We start from the raw sequence: 17,252 nt of genomic DNA, 5'->3' as shown, positions 1-17,252 counted from the left end.
TGTCAGACTCCTGTCTTGTCGGTGACCGTGATCTGGTCGGGGGAAGGCGAAGTGTCCTGCGGCAGCAGGCGTTCCAGTAGCCCGAGGACCAGCGTGTACTGCGCGGGGAAGTAGCGCTTGAGCCGCCAGACGACGTGCGCGTCCCACTGCGGCAGCACGTACAGCTGGCCGCGGTCGTGCGCGTCCAGGGTGGTTTTCGCGACCTGATCGGGCGTGAAACCGGTGATGCGCATGAGGGTTTCGGCGAGGCGGGTGGCCTCGCCGGTGATCCGGCCGTCGCGGGCGACATTGGTCTTGACGAAGGTCGGGCACAGCACCGTCACACCGACGCCGGTCTTGTTCAGTTCGGCGGCCATGGTCTCCGACAGCGACATCACCGCGGCCTTGGCCGTGTTGTAGGCCGCCATCGACGGCGCCGCGGCGAAACCGGCCGCCGAGGCGACATTGATGATGCCGCGCGGCCGTTCCCGGGATGCCCGCAGCTGCGGGGTGAACACCTCACAGCCGTGCACCACACCCCACAGGTTGATGCCGAGGGCCCAGTTCCAATCCTCGAAACCGATGTCGCCCACGTGTTTTCCGCCGATTCCGACGCCGGCGTTGTTGATCACCAGCGAGGCCGGGCCGTCGAAGATCGAAGCGGCGAAACGGGCCAGGTTCTGCACGTCCTCGCGCTGGGCGACATCGCAGCGGAAGGCATGCGCGGTCCCGGGATGCTCGCGTTCGATGAGCGCGACCGTGTCGTCGGCGCGGGCCTCGTCGATATCGGCGCAGATGACCTGGCCGCCCCGGGCGGCGATCTCCAGGGCGAAGGCGCGGCCGATACCGCTGCCCGCGCCCGTGACCACGGCTCGCGCACCATAGGAGCGGCGTGGCCGCACCGCCACCGGTATCAGCTTTTCCAATCCGAACATCTCAGCTCACCTTCTCGACGGTGGAAACCTGTGCCGCGCACAGGAAGTCGGCGGCCCGGGCCAGTGCCCGGTCGGCCTCCGGGACCAGCACGGGCAGCGCCTGGAAGACGTGCACCTGACCCGGCCAGATCTCGAGCACGCAGCTCCCGCCCGCCGCGCGCACCATGGCGTGCAGTGCGCGGGCATCGGCGGAGAGCATCTCGGTGCCACCGGCTTGCACCAGAATCGGCGGCAGCACAGTGCCTTTCGGGATGCTGAGTCGCAGCCGCGGATGGTCGGCGGACTGGCCCCGGGTGTATTGCAACGGCAGTTTGCTCGCCGCGACAGCGGTGACGAGCGGATCCGGCCGGCGGCGTTCCTGTTCGGCCGCCAGTCCGAGGGTGAGGTCGAGCAACGGGGAGAACATCGCGACCGCGGCCGGTTGGGGCCGGTTGTGGCGATCGTTCTCGAGCAGGAGATCGAGGGCGAGATGCCCACCCGCCGAGTCGCAGCCGATTACCAGATCCTGGGGCGCGTAGCGGCGCAGCAACCAGGCGTACGCCGCCGCCACGTCGTCGGCGGCGGCGGGGAACGGGTGCTCGGGCGCGAGCCGGTAGTCGACGACGAAGACCGGTAAGCCGGTCTGCTTCGACAACCGGGCGGCCAGGGCGCGGTGGGTCCGCGCGGAGCACAGCACATACCCACTGCCGTGTATGTAATACACCGCCCGTGGTCCGAAGGTGACACCCGGTGCGCGCACCCACTCGCCGCGCACGGCGCCCTCGCGGACCTTGCTGACGGAGATTCCGGTCATCGGCGGACCGCCGACGGTCATCAGCGTGGCAATGAGCTGACGGGCGAACCAAATGCCAGGCGGGTTCATCGGGATCGCGTTGTGCACCGGTCGCAGCGCGTACGCGGCGGCGGTGGCCGCGACGGAGGCACGCAGCGAGGGTGTCGCCGGAATGGCGGGGACCGAGGTCCTCGTTGACCTTGTCATGCGTTCAGAATCAGCGATGAATGTGCCATTTGTCAATGGCATGTTGGCGACGAAAAGATAGCGGGCCAGGTGAGTGGCCCGCTTTTCTCTAGTAGCCGCGCGCGGGATCGACTGGTGCGAGTAACTCCCGGCCCTCGACGAACCGGCTGACGTTCGCGGCCACATGGTCGGCGAACGCGGCCAGCCGCAGCTGCGGCGGGTTCGAATCATGCGGGGTGACAATGGCATTGGGCAACACCCAGAGCGGGTGACCGTCGGGCAACGGTTCCGGCTCGGTGACATCGAGACCCGCGCCCGCGATGGCGCCCGAAGCCAGGGCGGCGACCAGGGCGTCGGTGTCGATCAAACTGCCACGCGCGACGTTGATGATCCAGGACGACGGCTTGAGCCGGGCCAGCTCCTCCGCGCCGACCAGATGCCGGGTGGCGGCGGTGGCCGGAGCCGCGATCACGACGTGATCGGTGCGGCTCCAGATCTTGCCCAGCTGTTCGGCGGGCACGGTCTCCACCGAATCCGGGATGCCGGGACCGGTGACCGGGCGGCCGGACCGGTTGACCGCGATGATCTGCGCACCGAGCGGAACCAGCAGCGGGATGAGCGCGCGGCCGATACCGCCCGCGCCGACGATGGTGACGGTCTTGCCGCGCAACGTGCCCACGTGCGGGAAGAAATCCTGCTGCCGCCAGCTCGCCGCCCGCAGATGCTCCGGCAGATAGCGCACGCCGGCGAGCAACAGCATGAGCGCGTGCTCGGCCACACTATTGGCGAAAGCGCCTGCCGCCGAGGTGAAACGGACCTGCGGGTGCCGGGCGAGGATGCCCGCGGTGAACCAGTCTTCGACACCGGCGGCGGGCAACTGGACCCACTCGATGCTCGCGGGCAACTCGTCGGGGAATTCACCGGGGCCACCGGCCCAGATCAGCGCGCGTGCCTCCGCGAGGTCGGAGAGCGTGGCGCCACCCTCACCGACGGCTTTGACCAGCAAGGTCGGATCGGGCCGGGACGGGCCGACGGCGATCGGTACGACTGTGTCACTCATCCTCGCGGACCTCCCTGTGCGTGCGCCGGCCGTACCGGCCCAGAACTACCCTAATAGGCGTCGTCGACCGCCGGTTCGCGACAGGTCAGGGCTGGTCCTCGGGGAGGTCGGCCGCGATGCTGTCGCGGTCGGCCCACTCCAGCAGTTGCTCGATACCGAACACCGCGTTGTCGATCTCGGCGTGCAGGTCGCCCAGCTCCGCGTAGCGCTTCGGCACCGTTTTCATGGTGAAGTCGCGCGGATCGATATCGGGTATCTCGTCCCAGCGGACCGGAGTGGAGACCGTCGCCGCCGGCACCCCGCGTACCGAGTAGGCGGCGGCGATGGTGTGGTCGCGGGCGTTCTGGTTGTAGTCGACGAACAGCAGTTTCGGATCGCGGTCCTTGCGCCACCAGGTGGTCGTCACGTCGTCGGGCGCGCGACGCTCGATCTCGTGCGCGAACGCCAGCGCGGCGCGGCGTACCTCGGCGAAACCCCACTCCGGCGCGATCCGGACGTACACGTGCAGACCATTCCCACCGGAAGTTTTCGGCCACCCCACCGCACCGAGGTCGTCGAGCACCTCGTGCACCACCCCCGCCACCCGCTGCACCCGCGACCACGGGCAGTCCGGCATGGGATCCAGATCGATGCGCCACTCGTCGGGGCGCTCGGTGTCCGCGCGGCGGGAATTCCACGGATGGAACTCGACGGTCGACATCTGCACCGCCCAGATCACGTCCGCCAATTCGCTGACGCACAGTTCGTCGGCGGTGCGGCTGTAGCGGGGAAAGAACACCCGGACGGTCGGAACCCACGGCGGCGCGCCCGCGGGTAGTCGTTTCTGATGGACCTTGTCGCCGGCCAATCCTTTCGGGAATCGGTGCAGCATGCACGGCCGGTCACGCAACGCGTTGACGATGCCGTCGCCGACGCTCAGGTAGTACTGGACCAGGTCGAGCTTCGTCGCCCGGGTCTCGGGGAAATACACCCGGTCCGGATTCGAGATCCGCACCGTGCGATCCCCGACATCGAGCTCGATCGCGGGACTCCCAGACTTACCGGCCACGCGTCCGACGATAGCGGGCGCGCGGCTACCGCGCTGGTCGTCGCGCGACGACGCACCACGTCAGGCGGCTGCGTCGCGCGTGCCGAATTCGTGCGCCCACGATCCTTCGCAGGCGCCGAACGGCAGGCCGTGCCACGCGCGCGGGCACCCGGGATTCGGGCACCGGCTGTTGGCGGCCGAGTTCGCCGACTGCTCGCGATCCAGGCGAGCAGCCATCCATTCGTCGAGTTTGTTCGGGTCCATGCCCATTTCAGTTCCCGCTGGCGGTGCCGGATCCTCGAGTTGTGCCCGATTGGTGATCCGGAAGGTCGGGATTGTTATCCAGCGGACCGTTGCGCTAGGTGACGCTGGCGAGGGCGAAGGACAGCACGGCGGGCGCGCCGGCCGCGCGCAAGGCGTGGGCGGCGAGGGTGAGAGTCCAGCCGGTATCGGTGATCGCGTCGACCAGCAGGATGGGACCGTCGACGGTGGACAGATCCGGAATGTCCCACGAGTCGTACAGACCGGCGACCCGGTGCGCGGAATTGGCGGCCGACACCGGCGGACGGCCCGGCTTGGCCGGCAGGGTGCCGAGATCGCGAAGGCGGCCGACCTCGGCGAGGCGCGCGGCGAGCGTGGCCGTGAGCACCGGGTAGTCGGGGTTCTCCAGCGCCAGGACGGTGGTCGGGCGGGTCGCCCAATCCCAGCCGCGCAGCACCGCGATGCACGCGTCGAAGACATGGTCGGGAATCGGGTCGTCGGGCGCGTCGAGCAGGGCGCGCAGCCGTTGACCCCAGCCGAGATCGGTGAGGCGACCCAGCGCCCGGCCGGTTTCGGCGCCCTGGGTGATCTTGCCGGACAACGGGATGCCGAGCTTCGCCAGGCCGGTGGGCCACTGTTTGCGCGGCGCCAGATCGAGGCCGGGGCGGTCCAGACGGGCACGCGTTGCGGCCAGATCGGCCGCGTCGACGGTGGTGTCCGGGCGGGTGCCGGTGCAGTTGTCACAGCGGCCGCAGTCCGCGGTATCGCCGTCCAGCGCGGCCAAGCCCGGGTCGTCGAGCTGGCGGCGCAGGAAGGTCATCCGGCAGGCGGTGGTCGATTGATAGTCGATCATCGCCTGCTGTTCCACCTCGCGGGCGGCGGCCAGGCGTTCGTAGCGCTCGGCGTCGTAGGTCCACTCCTGGCCGGTGGCGAGCCAGCCGCCGCGGACCCGGCGCACCGCGCCGTCGACGTCGAGCACCTTCAGCACCATTTCCAGGCGGGAGCGATTCAACTCGACCAGCGGTTCCAGCGCGATGGTGGACATCGGTCGATCGAAATCCAGCGCGTCCAGCACGGCGCGAACGATGTGCTCGCGCGGGAAGGCGACCGAGGCGAAGTAACTCCAGATGCGGGCGTCCTCCGGGCCGGGCAGCAGGATGACCTCGGCGCGGTCGGTGCCGCGGCCGGCGCGGCCCACCTGCTGGTAGTAGGCGATCGGGGAGGAGGGCGCGCCGACGTGCACCACGAAACCCAGATCGGGTTTGTCGAAGCCCATGCCCAGGGCCGACGTCGCGATCAGCGCTTTCACCTCGTTGTTCAACAGCGCCTGCTCCAGCACCTCGCGTTCGGCCGGGTCGGTCTGGCCGGTATAGGCGGCGACGGTGTGGCCGTGCGAATTCAGTACGTCGGCGAGGTCGTGGGCGGCGGCCACGGTGAGGGTGTAGACGATGCCCGAGCCCTTGAAGTCGCCCAGATGCCGGCTCAGCCAGGCCGTCCGCTCCACCGCGTCGTCGAAGCGCACCACCGACAGGTGCAGGGATTCGCGATCCAGGGTGCCGCGCAAAACCAGTGTCTCGGTGCCGATTTGGGTGGCGACGTCGGTGACCACGCGGTCGTTCGCGGTGGCCGTGGTGGCCAGCACCGGGACGTCGGAGCCGAGATCGGCGATAAGTGTCCGGATGCGGCGGTAATCGGGCCGGAAATCGTGGCCCCAGTCCGAGACGCAGTGCGCCTCGTCGATGACCACGAGTCCCGCGTCGGCGGCCAGCTTCGGCAGTACCTGATCGCGGAAGTCGGGGTTGTTCAATCGTTCCGGGCTGACCAGCAGCACATCGATATCACCCGAGGCCACGCGCTGATGGATCTCGTCCCACTCGGTCATATTGCCCGAATTGATGGTCGCCGCGACGACTCCCGCGCGTTCGGCGGCGGCGACCTGGTTGCGCATCAGCGCCAGCAGTGGGGAGACGATCACCGTCGGCCCGCGACCGGCCCCGCGCAGCAGCTTCGCCGCGATGAAGTACACCGCCGACTTACCCCAGCCGGTGCGCTGTACCACCAGTGCCCGCCGCCGCTGCACCACCAATGCTTCGATCGCGGTCCACTGATCTGCACGCAACCGCGCCGACGGACCGGCCAGCTCACGTAACAGCTGCTCGGCCCGATCGCGCAGGTCGGGCGCCGTGAGATCGATTGCTGAGGTGTCGCGGGCCGTGGTCATGGGGTCCATCGTGCCGCACCGCACCGACAGCCGAGATCGCCGCGGGGAGGGGTCGGGCCGCGATCCGGGCGCTGAGCGGGGCGATCCTTTCAGTCCAGGGGCCTGGATCCCAGCACCGGCGGTGCGCGAAACCCGGCGGACGGGCGATCGGGAGGGCACCGTTTCTACCCGCGACGAGGACCGGCGCGGAATCGCTTGTCGACCTCCGCCATCGGGCGAGCATGCTGGTGTGGAGCGACAATGGAGAGCAAAGCACCAGGAGGCGATCGATGTCCTACCAGTACCAGCCACCTGCCGGCTGGTCCCCGCCCGGCGCGGAATCCCGTACCAGCGGCGGCTTTTCCCGCTTCCTGATCGGCACGCTGATCTGCTTGCTGGTCACACCCGTCGGCATCGGTCTCGCCGCGTACGGCGCGGCCGGCGCCCGGCAGTGGGTGGTTGCCGGTGCCGCCGCCGACCGCGTCGGTTCGACCGCTCAAATCCTGATCGGCGCCGGGCTCTTGCTGCTGGTGGCGGGGCTCGCGGCCTATTCACCCGCGGGCCCGATCATCGCGGGGCTGGCCTGGGGCGTCTCCCCAGGCGTCATCTACTTCATGTCCCCCCAGGACACCTACCGCCGGATCACCGAAATCCCGCTGCTGTCCGAGGAGACGCGGCTGGCGGTGCACGCCTGGGTGATCAACGGGTGCGTCTTCCTGGCCGGGGTGCTCCTCGTGGGTGCGGGCGCGGCCGCGATCTTCCGGCGGCGGTAGGCCTCAGGTCCGGCCGTCGGTCTCCTGCGCCTGGCGCAGCGTCGTGGACGCGGTGGCCCACCGTGCCCGGATCACCCGGAAACCCGCTCGTTCCGCGGCCACGCACACCAGTTCGTCGTCATCGACCAGCATCCGAATGTCCCGGCCGCGGGACAGCCGGCGCAGCACCTCGAGTTTGGCGTGGCGGGCGGGTCTGCGATCAGCGTTGCGCCGCAGGAAGATTCGCCCTTGGGGCAGACCGTGCTCGGAAAGCCAGGTCAGAGTGTCCGCCCGGCAACGCTCCGGTCGGCCGGACAGGTAGGTGATCTCGCACTCCCGCGCACTCGCCCGCAGCAGCCGCACCCCCTCCGCGAGCGGTGGATCATGCGGCGCGGCGGCGAAGAACGCCGCCCAATCCCGCGGTGACCGTTCCAGGAACCGCTGCCGATGCGCGGTGTCGGCCAGGGTGTTGTCGAGGTCGAACACGGCCAACGGCCGTCGAGATGATCCCACACCGCCACCCTATGGCCGAGCCGAACCGGACCCCGGCAAGCCTGCCGGGGCCGGTTCGTTTGTCAGCCCTTTACGCACAGCACCTGACGCAACGTGGCAACCACATCCACCAGATCTCGCTGTGCCGCGATCACCTGGTCGATGTCCTTGTACGCGGCCGGGATCTCATCGACCACGCCCGCGTCCTTGCGCGATTCGACGCCCTCGGTCTGCGCGACCAGATCCGCGACCGTGAACTGCCGCTTTGCCGCGTTCCGGCTCATCCGCCGTCCCGCCCCATGCGACGCGGACTGGAACGAGGCCGGATTCCCCTTGCCGCGCACCACATACGACCGCGTCCCCATGGACCCCGGAATCAACGCCAGCTCACCGGCGCCCGCGCGCACGGCGCCCTTCCTGGTCACCAGCATGGGCACGCCGTCGATCAGCTCCTCGGCCACATAATTGTGGTGGCACGAGATGGGCTCGTCGAAACGCACTTCGCGCCCGGCGAATTCGTCCCGCACCGCCTGGCAGATCAGGGCCAGCATCACCGCGCGGTTGCGCGCGGCGAATTCCTGGGCCCAGGTCAGGTCGCGCCGGTAGGCAGCCATTTCCGTAGTCCCGGAAAGGAATACGGCCAGATCGCGATCCGGCAGATCCACGTTGTGGTCCAACTTGCGCGCGATCGCCATATGCCGCTCGGCGAGTTCCTTGCCGATGTTGCGGCTGCCCGAGTGCAGCAGAATCCACACGGAATCGTCTGCGTCCACACACAGTTCGGCAAAGTGATTGCCGCCGCCCATGGAACCCATCTGCTTGTGCGCCTTGGCTTCCAGCGCCTGCACACCGGGGTGCAGCTCGCCGAACGCCGACCAGAACTGTTGCCAGCCGCGCGTCCGCTTGGCCGCTTCGCCGTGCGAGCCGACCAGCTGGGCGTCGAGCTTGCGCACGTCGACAGGTTCCTTGTGCGCCGCGAAACCGACCGGGACCGCCGCCTCGATCCGGGACCGCAGCGAACGCAGATCCTCGGGCAGGTCGGCCGCGGTCAGATCGGTTCGCACGCTCTCCATGCCGCAGCCGATATCGACCCCCACCGCGGCGGGCGCGACCGCGTCCCGCATCGCGATCACGGATCCGACGGTCGCACCCTTACCGAGATGCACGTCCGGCATGACGCGGACGCCGTGCACCCATTTCAGTTGGGCGATGTTGCGCAACTGTTGCAGCGCGGCCTGTTCGACCTCGTGCTCGTGGGCCCACATGAGCGTCTGCGCCCGGGTACCGCGCAGCTCGACGGGAAACATGTCTTCGATCCTCTCGTTTGTCTACGAGATCGACGATAGGGATCGCGCCGCGGCCACGCACTCGAATTATTCGCAGCTCAGGACTCGACGAAGTCCGCCGCCAGCCCGCACAACCGCCACTGCCCGTCCCGGCGGGTCATGGTGGCGGCGTAATCGATGTCCTTGAAGTACTGCCGGTATTTGGCGGGGATATTGCTGAAGGTTTCGCGGGCCAGGAAGGTGGCCGAGTCGGGGGTGTGCTGGGCGATGCCGGTGGCGGTGTGCCGGTAGTCGGCGTCCATGACTTCCGGGCCGAGATGGTTGTCGTACTGCGGCGTGTACTGCATGACGAAGGAACTGACCGCGGGGGAGGCCTCGGGGCAGATCATGGAGTCGAAGGTTTCCCATTGCTGGGTGTTGGCCGCTTCGGTGAGCTGGCTGACGGTCCGGATCAACGCGGGGTCCAGGGTGGCCGGATCGCCGGGCTGGATCCGCGCGTCGGTGGCGGTGAAGACCGGTGGAGCCGGAAGCGGGGTGTACCCCGAGGGAGCGAGGTGGGTCCGGACCGCGCGGTCCCAGCTGCCGTCGGCGATCATGGACTGGATCGCGGCGGTGATCTTGGACTGAAGTTCGGTGTCACCTTTGCGCACGCCGACGCCATAGCGTTCCCGGGTGAAGGGATGGCCGACAACGCGCAGTTCTCCCGGGGACTGGGCGGCGTAGCCCGCGAGGATGACGTCGTCGGCGGTCACCGCGTCGACCCTGCGGGCGCGCAGGTCGTCCACGCACGGCGAAAAGCCTTCGCGGGTAGTGAGTTTCACACCGGTGGCGAAGTCCTGCTTGATCTTGTCCGCCGAGGTGGAACCCGCGACCGAGCACACGGTGCGCCCGTTGAGATCTTCCGGCCGGTCGATGGTCGTTTCCGCCGCGCGGACCAGGAGATCCTGGCCCGCAACGAAATACGGTCCGGCGAAGGCGACCTGCCGGAGCCTTTCGGCGGTGATGGAGTACGACCCGACGACGAAATCGACGTCGCCGCCGCGCAGCAGGTCTTCCCGCTTGCTCGTCGGCGCCTCCACCCAGGTGATTTCCCCGGGTTCGGTGCCGAGATGCGCGGCGATGTAGTTCGCGACCTCCACGTCGAATCCGCGCGGCCCGCCCTTCGCCATGAGTGACAGCCCCGGCTGGTCGTACTTGATGCCGACCACGTATTCCGGCGCCGCGACCTCCGAGCGGGCACACGCGACGGGCAGCAGGGCGGCCATGAGGGGGACAGCAAGGATCGAACGCTTCATCGAGTCGGATCTCCTGTCTAGACGGTGGATTGGTTGGGTACGGGCGCGGTGGTGCGAATGGGCGCGGTGGGCGGTATCGGGCCGAACGCGTCGCGGACTTCGGTGCAGGCCTGAATGATTCGGTCGACGTCGGTGTCGGTGAGGGTGGCGTGCAGGCAGAAGCGGATGACGGTGCGGTGGCGCGCGGTGGCGGGCGGACAGAGCACGCTGCCGAAAATGCCGCGCGCTTCCAGGAAGTCGCGGATGGCCAGGGCACGCAGGTCCGGCCCGGCCTGCAACGAGACGATATGACTTGCCGCCGATTCCAGATCGAAGCCCAAGGCGCTCAGGGCATTACGAACCCGCTCGGCGAGCAGGACGAGTCGTTCCCGGCGCCAGTCGTCGGCGCGGGCCGCGGCGAGCGCGGCGGAGATCCCGGCGAGATCGTGTGACAGCAGGGTGCCGGAGAACACCGACGGGAAGGACTCCAACCGGAAGTAGTCGACGAAATCCAAGCCGTTGGCCGCCACGAACCCGGCCCGACCGGCCAGCGCCCCGGACAGGCTGGCGACGCGAAAGGGGACCCGTTCGGTGAGCCCGAGCGCCACCACCGATCCGGCGCCGAGTGGTCCGTCGGTGCCCAGCGAGCGCGATTCGTCGACGACGAGCAGGCTGCCGGTCTGCTCGGCGACATCGCAGAGCTGGGCCAGCGGCGCGCGTGATCCATTGGTGCTGTAGATGGAATCGACCGCGATGATGCCGGGCCCGTAGGTGCGGATCTCCTCGCGCAGGTGGCCGGGGAAGTTGTGCCGGAACGGGTGAATCGGCGCGCCGGCCGCTTTCGCGCCGTGCCACATCGACATGTGCGCGAGGCTGTCGAGATAGACCGGCGTGCGTGGATCCGCAATCGATTGCAGCAGACCGATATTCGCGTCCCAGCCGGACTGGCAGAGGATTCCGGCGGGAGCCCGCATATGGTCAGCTAACTCGCGTTCCACCGTGACCTGGGGGTGCTCGCCGTGTACGAAGGCGCCCGAGGTGAACGGCCCGCCGCCCGCCGCGAGGGCCGCGCACATGGCCTCGGCGATCCGCGGGTCGCCCGCGAGGCCCAGGTAATCGTTGCTATTCAGGAGTACAGCATCCGGTCCGGGTGGCAGGCCGTGTAGCAGATGCCGGCCACCCCACTCGCCGACAACGCGGCCGTAAGAGAAGCGATCGACTCGGCTCTGCACCCGATCGGCGATAGTGGGAATCACAGACGAACTCCCTTCACTGTCTAGCTACTCGAGAGCATCGCGTGTGATTGAACCACCGGCACTCGTGTCGTGCGGAAGTTCGGCCGAATTCGCGGCGGCTGAATCGCTTCCGGCGGGCGCGCGAAGCGTGCTGGTCGGTCGACCTCGAAACGGGTGGGGCGGAAGGGTATTCGCCTTGATAGACCTAGCGGTCGCTTCTGGAGTCGAGCGCCGAGTCGTCGAGCAGCGCGGCGATGGCGTCCGCGTCCGGGATGGACTTGCTCGCACCCAGTTCGGTGGCCGCGAGCGCACCCGCGGCACACGCCCAGGCCAAGGCCCGCCGCGGTCCGCGATGCCAGGCGGCCGCGAGCGCACCGGTGAAGGCGTCCCCGGCGCCGGTGGTATCGACGACTCGAACCTTCGGGCTGGAGCAGTGGAAATCTTCGTCCGGTCCGCGGTAATCCGCTCCGTTCGCGCCGCGCGTGGTGATCACATGGGCGACCCGGTCGAGCGTTTCGCCCAACCGATCCGATTCGCCCGAATTCACCACTGCCACATCGATGTCGCGCCAGAGCTCGTCGGGCAGTTCGCGTACCGGTGACGGATTCACGATCACCGTGGTCCCGTGGGCGCGCGCATGCCGCGCGCCGGCGGTCACCGTGTCGATCGGAATCTCCAACTGGCACAACAGAATATCGGCCTCGGCGATGCTCTGGAGGTCCAACTCGTCGAGCTCGGTGAGCTGCGCGTTGGCGCCGGGCGTCACGATGATGCTGTTCTCGCCACCCTGCTCGACCACGATCGTGGCGACCCCGCTGGAGCCCGGCAGCGACCGCAACCGCGCGGCACCGACATCGGAATCGGTGAGCACCTGGCGCAGCGGTGTGCTGAACATGTCCCGGCCGACCGCGCCCAGGAACTCTACCAGCGCGTCGGACCGCCGTGCCGCGATCGCCTGGTTGGCGCCCTTGCCGCCGGGAACCATGGTGAACCCGGTGCCCAGCACCGTTTCACCCGGCTCCGGTCGCTGCTCGGTCGTACAGACCAGGTCCATATTGATACTGCCGAGCACGGCGACCCTGGGCGGCTTCGTCATGCCGCGACGGTAGTCCCGATGCCGGATATCCGCCGTTATTTCGAGTCGACGCGGTCAGTAGGCTGTACCCCATGAATGCAGGAACGACGACCGAGATCGATACCCGCGAGGTGGTGCACGAGGCCGCGCGAAAGGCTCGCGTCGCGTCCCGCGTCTTGGCCCAGCTGACCACCGCCCAGAAGAACGACGCGTTGCACGCCGCCGCCGACGCGCTGCTCGCCGCGGCCGATGACGTGCTCGCGGCCAACGCCGAGGACATCGCGACCGCGCAGGCGGCCGGCACCGAGGAATCGCTGCTGGACCGCTTGCGGCTGAGCAAGCCGCGCATCGACGGCATCGCCTCCGGTCTGCGCCAGGTGGCGGGCCTGCCGGATCCGGTCGGCGTCGTGGTGCGCGGGTCGACGCTGCCCAACGGTCTGGAGATCCGGCAGACGCGGGTGCCGCTCGGCGTGGTCGGCATGGTCTATGAAGCACGGCCGAATGTCACCGTCGATGCCTTCGGGCTGACGTTGAAGTCCGGGAACGCGGCCCTGCTGCGCGGCTCCTCCTCCGCCGCGCACTCCAACGCCGCGCTGGTGCGGGTGCTGCGCGAAGCGCTTGCCGCCCAGGGTCTTCCGGCCGACTCGGTCCAGCTGCTGCCCAGCCACGACCGCTCCAGCGTGACGCATCTGATCCAGGCGCGCGGCCTGGTCGACGTGGTCATCCCGCGCGGCGGCGCCGGCCTGATCAACGCCGTCGTCCGCGACGCACAGGTGCCCACCATCGAGACCGGCACCGGCAACTGCCACGTCTACGTGCACGCCGCCGCCGACCTGGACATGGCCGAGCAGATCCTGATCAACGCCAAGACCCGCCGGCCCAGCGTCTGTAATACCGCCGAGACGGTGCTGATCGACGACGCCATCGCGACCACCGCGGTGCCCAAGCTGATCGAGGCGCTGGAAAAGCACGGGGTCACCGTGCACGGCGATCTGCCGGGCCTGGTTCCCGCCGACGACAAGGACTGGGGCGAGGAATACCTCAGCCTCGACATCGCGCTCAAGGTCGTCCCCGACCTGGACGGCGCGGTCGAGCACATCAACACCTGGGGTACCGGGCACACCGAGGCCATCGTCACCGCCGATCTGGCGGCGGCCCGGGAGTTCACCACCCGGGTGGACGCGGCCGCGGTCATGGTCAACGCCTCCACCGCGTTCACCGACGGCGAGCAGTTCGGTTTCGGCGCCGAGATCGGCATCTCCACCCAGAAACTGCACGCCCGCGGGCCGATGGCCCTGCCCGAACTCACCTCCACCAAGTGGATCGTCTGGGGTGACGGGCAGGTCCGTCCGGTCTAGCCGCCACGGGGATGGCGGCCGCCAGGGCGCGTAAGGCTAGCCTGAGGGAGGGTTTAGAAGGAAGGACACCACGTGGGTTCCGAAAGCGCGGTTCAGGCGCCGATCTTCAGCTCGGTCGAGGATGTGATCGACCGGCTGGCGAGCACCGGCTATCTGGCGGACAAGGCGACGGCGACGTCGGTGTTCCTCGCTGACCGGCTCGGCAAGCCGCTGCTGATCGAAGGTCCCGCCGGGGTCGGCAAGACCGAGCTGGCTCGCGCCGTCGCGCAGACCGCGGGCGCGGAGCTGGTGCGCCTGCAGTGCTACGAGGGCGTCGACGAGGCCCGTGCGCTCTACGAGTGGAATCACGCCAAGCAGATCCTGCGGATCCAGGCCTCCAGTGAAAACGATTGGCAGGAAACCAAAGCCGACGTTTTCACCGAGGAGTTCCTGCTCTCCCGGCCCCTGCTGACCGCCATCCGCCGCGCCGACCCGACGGTGCTGCTGATCGACGAGACCGACAAGGCCGACGTCGAGATCGAGGGCCTGCTGCTGGAGGTGCTCAGCGATTTCGCGGTCACCGTGCCGGAATTGGGCACCATCACCGCGACCCGCAAGCCGTTCGTGGTGCTCACCTCCAACGCCACCCGCGAGCTGTCCGAAGCTTTGAAGCGCCGCTGCCTCTACTTGCACCTGGATTTCCCGGACGAGGAGTTGGAACGGCGCATCCTGGCCAGCCGGGTACCGGAGCTCTCCGCCGCGGTCGCCGCGCAGCTGGTCCGGATCGTGCACGTGCTGCGCGGGATGCAGTTGAAGAAGCTGCCCTCGGTCGCGGAATCCATCGACTGGGGCCGGACGCTGCTCGCGCTCGGCATGCAGGACATGGACGATGCCACGGTGCGCGCCACCCTGGGCGTGGTGCTCAAACATCAGGCCGACCACCAGCGCGCGCTGGCCGAACTGAAACTGGCCTGAACCGTGGGCCCCGAGTTGGCGGCTCCGCACGGGCTGCCCGGTCATCTCGTCGGTTTCGTCGAAGCGTTGCGGGCCCGCGGAATTCCGGTCGGGCCGTCGGAGACCGTGGACGCGGGCCAGGTGGTGACCGTGCTCGACCTGATGGACCGTGAGGTGCTGCGCGAGGGGCTGGCATGCGCGCTGCTGCGCCGCACCACCCACCGGGCCACCTTCGACGGATTGTTCGATCTGTGGTTCCCGGTGGCCATCGGGCAGCGCAGCGCGATCGAGGACACCGATCTGCCGCGCACCCACACCGGCGATATCGATATTCCCGCCCTGCGCGAGATGCTCGCGGAACTGCTTGCGCGGGAAGACGCTTCGGAGCGTCTGGAACAGATCGCCGCGCAGCTGGTCGAGCAGCTCGGCCAATATCAGTCCGCGCAGGGACCGTCCTTTTCCGCGTATCAGGCCTTACGTGAGGTGCAGCCGCAGACACTGCTCGCGAAAATTCTGGCCGGACTCGCCAACGGAGTCGGCGGAAGCGATTTCGACACCGAGATCGCCCGCCGCGCCGCCCGGCAGCGCATCGACGGTTTCCGGGCCTCGGTCGAAGCCGAAACCCGCCGGCGCGTCGCCGAGCGCATCGGCCGGGAGCGGGTGGCCGGATACGGCGTCGCCCGCCAAGCCGAAGACGTCGATTTCCTGCGCGCCTCCGAGCGCGAGCTGACCGAGCTCAAGCGCAGTAGCCAGCGTCTGGCGCGCATACTCGCCTCCCGGCTCGCGGTGCGCCGCAAGCATTCGCGCCGCGGCGAGATCGATCTGCGGAAGACGCTGCGGAAGTCGATGTCCACCGGTGGCGTCCCCATCGATCTGGTCACGCGGAAGCCCCGGCCGGGTCGCCCGGAACTCGTTCTGCTGTGCGATGTCTCCGGCTCGGTCGCCGGTTTCAGCAGCTTCACCCTGCTGCTGGTCAGCGCGCTGCGCGAACAGTTCTCCCGCGTCCGCATCTTCGCCTTCGTGGATCAGGTCGACGAGGTCACCCATTTCTTCGACCCGCGGACGCCGCTGGATCAGGCGATGACGCGGATCTTCACCGAATCCGGCGTCGTCGGCCTCGACGGGCACTCCGACTACGGCAATGCCCTGGCGAGCTTCGCCCGCAGATATCCCGACGCCGTCACCAGTCGCAGCTCCCTGCTCATCCTGGGTGACGCCCGCACCAACTACCGCGACCCCGAACTCGCCACGCTGAGCACGCTGACCGACACCGCCAAACACGCGCATTGGCTCAACCCGGAACCCCGAAGCCAATGGGGCTCCGGCGATTCCGCCGCCGACAAATACGGCCAGGTCATCGATATGCACGAATGCCGCTCGGCCCGCCAGCTCACCGAAGTGGTGTCCCGGCTGCTCCCGGTATAGCGGACCATCAGTCTTCGTTAAGAGAACTTTTGGCGGTGCGGCTCATGATCCGCACCCATGGTGAAGAGAACGCCGAGCGTCAGCGGTGTGGCGGGGAACAATGAAGTGTTGACGGGGCGAGTGCTTCGCGTGCGGCAGCGGGTGTGCCGTGCCGGGCAGTGACGGGGAGGCGCTGGAGGCGGTCCGGCTGGCGGATCAGGCCGCGATGCGACTGCTGGACCAACCGGGGGATGCGGAAAAGTATCTGCGGCAGGCTCTTTCCCGAGGCGAGGGCATTCTGCCTCCCGAACACCTGGCACGGTTGAGTTCGCAGTTGGTGATGGTGATATCCGGGCAGCGGGGCCGTGAGACCGAACTCGCCGCGGCCGCACGGGAGGCGGCGACGCGGTGGGCGGCGATCTCCGAAGCCGATGCCATGCACCTGACCTTCGTCGCCGCGCGGGCCTTGCACCGGGCCGGACAGCACAGCGCCGCCGCGGCCGCGTTCGCCGTCCCGTTCACGGCCGGCGCCGCACCATACCCGCCGGCGGAGATGGCCCTGGTACTCAGCCAGTACGGCAGATCCTTGAAACTGCTCGGGCGATACCGCGAAGCGGCCCACCAATTCATCGAGGGAGCCCGGCTGGTACAGCCCGACCCCGCCCGCCGGGAACTGCACGCCGAACTGACCTGGTCCGCCGCCTCCGCACTGGATTGCGGCGGCGAAGACGACCAGGCCCAACTCGTCTACCGCCGAGCAGCCCAACTCTGGGGCGACCTCGGACAGGTGACCAAGCGAGCCCGCTGCCTCCGCTCGGCGGCCTGGCTGCAGTTCTGGAGCAACCCGGCCGACTCCGGCGGCCCGGCGGCGATGCGGGGGTTGCTGGCGGAACTCGAACAGCTGGAACGAACCGAGCCCTCCGCGGCGATACGGAACGAGCTGGCGCACACGCGCAGACAGCTCGCGGACATGGAGGAGCAGTAGGCCGCCGGAAACCCGCGCGGGCGCGAGCGCATCGTAGC

Annotated in this window: 16 protein-coding genes; 5 read left to right on the top strand and 11 right to left on the bottom strand. The window is 68.7% G+C overall.

The genetic code is table 11. The annotated features are described in order from the left end of the window. Positions 1-2: 2 nt before the first annotated feature. The 6 genes from BJ987_RS34820 to BJ987_RS34795 all read right to left on the bottom strand — a co-directional run bounded on the left by BJ987_RS34820 (position 3) and on the right by BJ987_RS34795 (position 6,450). Positions 3-914 (bottom strand): SDR family NAD(P)-dependent oxidoreductase, encoded by a 912-nt coding sequence (locus tag BJ987_RS34820; RefSeq protein ID WP_209897278.1) that lies wholly within the window; start codon positions 912-914, stop codon positions 3-5. Between the two features lies 1 nt (position 915). After that, positions 916-1,893: an alpha/beta hydrolase fold domain-containing protein gene (locus BJ987_RS34815; RefSeq protein ID WP_209897277.1), complete on the bottom strand. Its 978-nt coding sequence runs from the start codon at positions 1,891-1,893 to the stop codon at positions 916-918. Between the two features lie 88 nt (positions 1,894-1,981). Continuing rightward, a complete protein-coding gene (locus BJ987_RS34810; protein WP_209897276.1) occupies positions 1,982-2,932 on the bottom strand; it encodes a D-isomer specific 2-hydroxyacid dehydrogenase family protein in 951 nt (316 codons plus the stop codon). Between the two features lie 85 nt (positions 2,933-3,017). Beyond that, on the bottom strand, positions 3,018-3,980 hold the full coding sequence (gene ligD, locus BJ987_RS34805; protein ID WP_209897275.1) for a non-homologous end-joining DNA ligase: 963 nt from the start codon (positions 3,978-3,980) through the stop codon (positions 3,018-3,020). A 60-nt stretch (positions 3,981-4,040) separates the two neighbouring features. Next, complete coding sequence (locus BJ987_RS34800; RefSeq protein WP_209897274.1) at positions 4,041-4,223, bottom strand: hypothetical protein; 183 nt, start codon at positions 4,221-4,223, stop codon at positions 4,041-4,043. A gap of 94 nt (positions 4,224-4,317) precedes the next feature. Next, the gene (locus BJ987_RS34795; RefSeq protein WP_372446919.1) at positions 4,318-6,450 is read right to left on the bottom strand and encodes a RecQ family ATP-dependent DNA helicase; all 2,133 of its coding nucleotides are present in this window, start codon (positions 6,448-6,450) and stop codon (positions 4,318-4,320) included. A 260-nt stretch (positions 6,451-6,710) separates the two neighbouring features. On the opposite strand from BJ987_RS34795, the gene BJ987_RS34790 reads away from it, so the two are divergent. After that, positions 6,711-7,193 carry a hypothetical protein gene (locus BJ987_RS34790; RefSeq protein WP_209897272.1) on the top strand — a complete coding sequence of 161 codons (483 nt, stop codon included), beginning with the start codon at positions 6,711-6,713 and terminating at the stop codon, positions 7,191-7,193. 3 nt (positions 7,194-7,196) lie between these two features. Here the strand turns inward: BJ987_RS34790 and BJ987_RS34785 are convergent, their stop codons facing one another. The 5 genes from BJ987_RS34785 to BJ987_RS34765 all read right to left on the bottom strand — a co-directional run bounded on the left by BJ987_RS34785 (position 7,197) and on the right by BJ987_RS34765 (position 12,555). Beyond that, a complete protein-coding gene (locus tag BJ987_RS34785; protein ID WP_209897271.1) occupies positions 7,197-7,685 on the bottom strand; it encodes a phosphatase domain-containing protein in 489 nt (162 codons plus the stop codon). Positions 7,686-7,747: 62 nt separating this feature from the next. After that, positions 7,748-8,971, bottom strand: a complete 1,224-nt coding sequence (locus BJ987_RS34780) for an RtcB family protein (protein WP_209897270.1) — start codon at positions 8,969-8,971, stop codon at positions 7,748-7,750. Between the two features lie 77 nt (positions 8,972-9,048). Next, complete coding sequence (locus BJ987_RS34775) at positions 9,049-10,245, bottom strand: glutamate ABC transporter substrate-binding protein (protein WP_209897269.1); 1,197 nt, start codon at positions 10,243-10,245, stop codon at positions 9,049-9,051. Between the two features lie 17 nt (positions 10,246-10,262). After that, complete coding sequence (gene cqsA / locus BJ987_RS34770; RefSeq protein ID WP_209897268.1) at positions 10,263-11,480, bottom strand: alpha-hydroxyketone-type quorum-sensing autoinducer synthase; 1,218 nt, start codon at positions 11,478-11,480, stop codon at positions 10,263-10,265. 184 nt (positions 11,481-11,664) lie between these two features. Further along, positions 11,665-12,555, bottom strand: coding sequence for a ribokinase (locus BJ987_RS34765; RefSeq protein WP_209897267.1), 891 nt, complete (start codon positions 12,553-12,555; stop codon positions 11,665-11,667). A gap of 71 nt (positions 12,556-12,626) precedes the next feature. On the opposite strand from BJ987_RS34765, the gene BJ987_RS34760 reads away from it, so the two are divergent. From BJ987_RS34760 to BJ987_RS34745, 4 genes are all read left to right on the top strand, one after another. After that, positions 12,627-13,892 (top strand): glutamate-5-semialdehyde dehydrogenase, encoded by a 1,266-nt coding sequence (locus BJ987_RS34760; RefSeq protein ID WP_209897266.1) that lies wholly within the window; start codon positions 12,627-12,629, stop codon positions 13,890-13,892. A 72-nt stretch (positions 13,893-13,964) separates the two neighbouring features. Next, on the top strand, positions 13,965-14,846 hold the full coding sequence (locus tag BJ987_RS34755) for an AAA family ATPase (protein WP_209897265.1): 882 nt from the start codon (positions 13,965-13,967) through the stop codon (positions 14,844-14,846). Between the two features lie 3 nt (positions 14,847-14,849). Then, complete coding sequence (locus tag BJ987_RS34750; RefSeq protein ID WP_307869847.1) at positions 14,850-16,250, top strand: vWA domain-containing protein; 1,401 nt, start codon at positions 14,850-14,852, stop codon at positions 16,248-16,250. 148 nt (positions 16,251-16,398) lie between these two features. After that, entirely contained in the window at positions 16,399-17,214 is an 816-nt protein-coding gene (locus tag BJ987_RS34745) for a hypothetical protein (RefSeq protein ID WP_209897264.1), read from the top strand. Positions 17,215-17,252: the final 38 nt, after the last annotated feature.

This window comes from Nocardia goodfellowii (genome assembly GCF_017875645.1).
GTDB classification, from domain to species: Bacteria; Actinomycetota; Actinomycetes; order Mycobacteriales; family Mycobacteriaceae; genus Nocardia; species Nocardia goodfellowii.
Note: the sequence above shows the minus strand (reverse complement) of the source record. Positions and strands in the feature narration are given on the sequence as shown.

Coding starts and splice junctions, on each gene's coding strand:
- BJ987_RS34800 (WP_209897274.1), bottom strand. CDS start 4,223: ATGGACCCGAACAAACTCGACGAATGGATGGCTGCTCGCCTGGATCGC.
- BJ987_RS34765 (WP_209897267.1), bottom strand. CDS start 12,555: ATGACGAAGCCGCCCAGGGTCGCCGTGCTCGGCAGTATCAATATGGAC.
- BJ987_RS34775 (WP_209897269.1), bottom strand. CDS start 10,245: ATGAAGCGTTCGATCCTTGCTGTCCCCCTCATGGCCGCCCTGCTGCCC.
- BJ987_RS34760 (WP_209897266.1), top strand. CDS start 12,627: ATGAATGCAGGAACGACGACCGAGATCGATACCCGCGAGGTGGTGCAC.
- BJ987_RS34815 (WP_209897277.1), bottom strand. CDS start 1,893: ATGACAAGGTCAACGAGGACCTCGGTCCCCGCCATTCCGGCGACACCC.
- BJ987_RS34795 (WP_372446919.1), bottom strand. CDS start 6,450: ATGGACCCCATGACCACGGCCCGCGACACCTCAGCAATCGATCTCACG.
- BJ987_RS34790 (WP_209897272.1), top strand. CDS start 6,711: ATGTCCTACCAGTACCAGCCACCTGCCGGCTGGTCCCCGCCCGGCGCG.
- BJ987_RS34820 (WP_209897278.1), bottom strand. CDS start 914: ATGTTCGGATTGGAAAAGCTGATACCGGTGGCGGTGCGGCCACGCCGC.
- BJ987_RS34780 (WP_209897270.1), bottom strand. CDS start 8,971: ATGTTTCCCGTCGAGCTGCGCGGTACCCGGGCGCAGACGCTCATGTGG.
- BJ987_RS34810 (WP_209897276.1), bottom strand. CDS start 2,932: ATGAGTGACACAGTCGTACCGATCGCCGTCGGCCCGTCCCGGCCCGAT.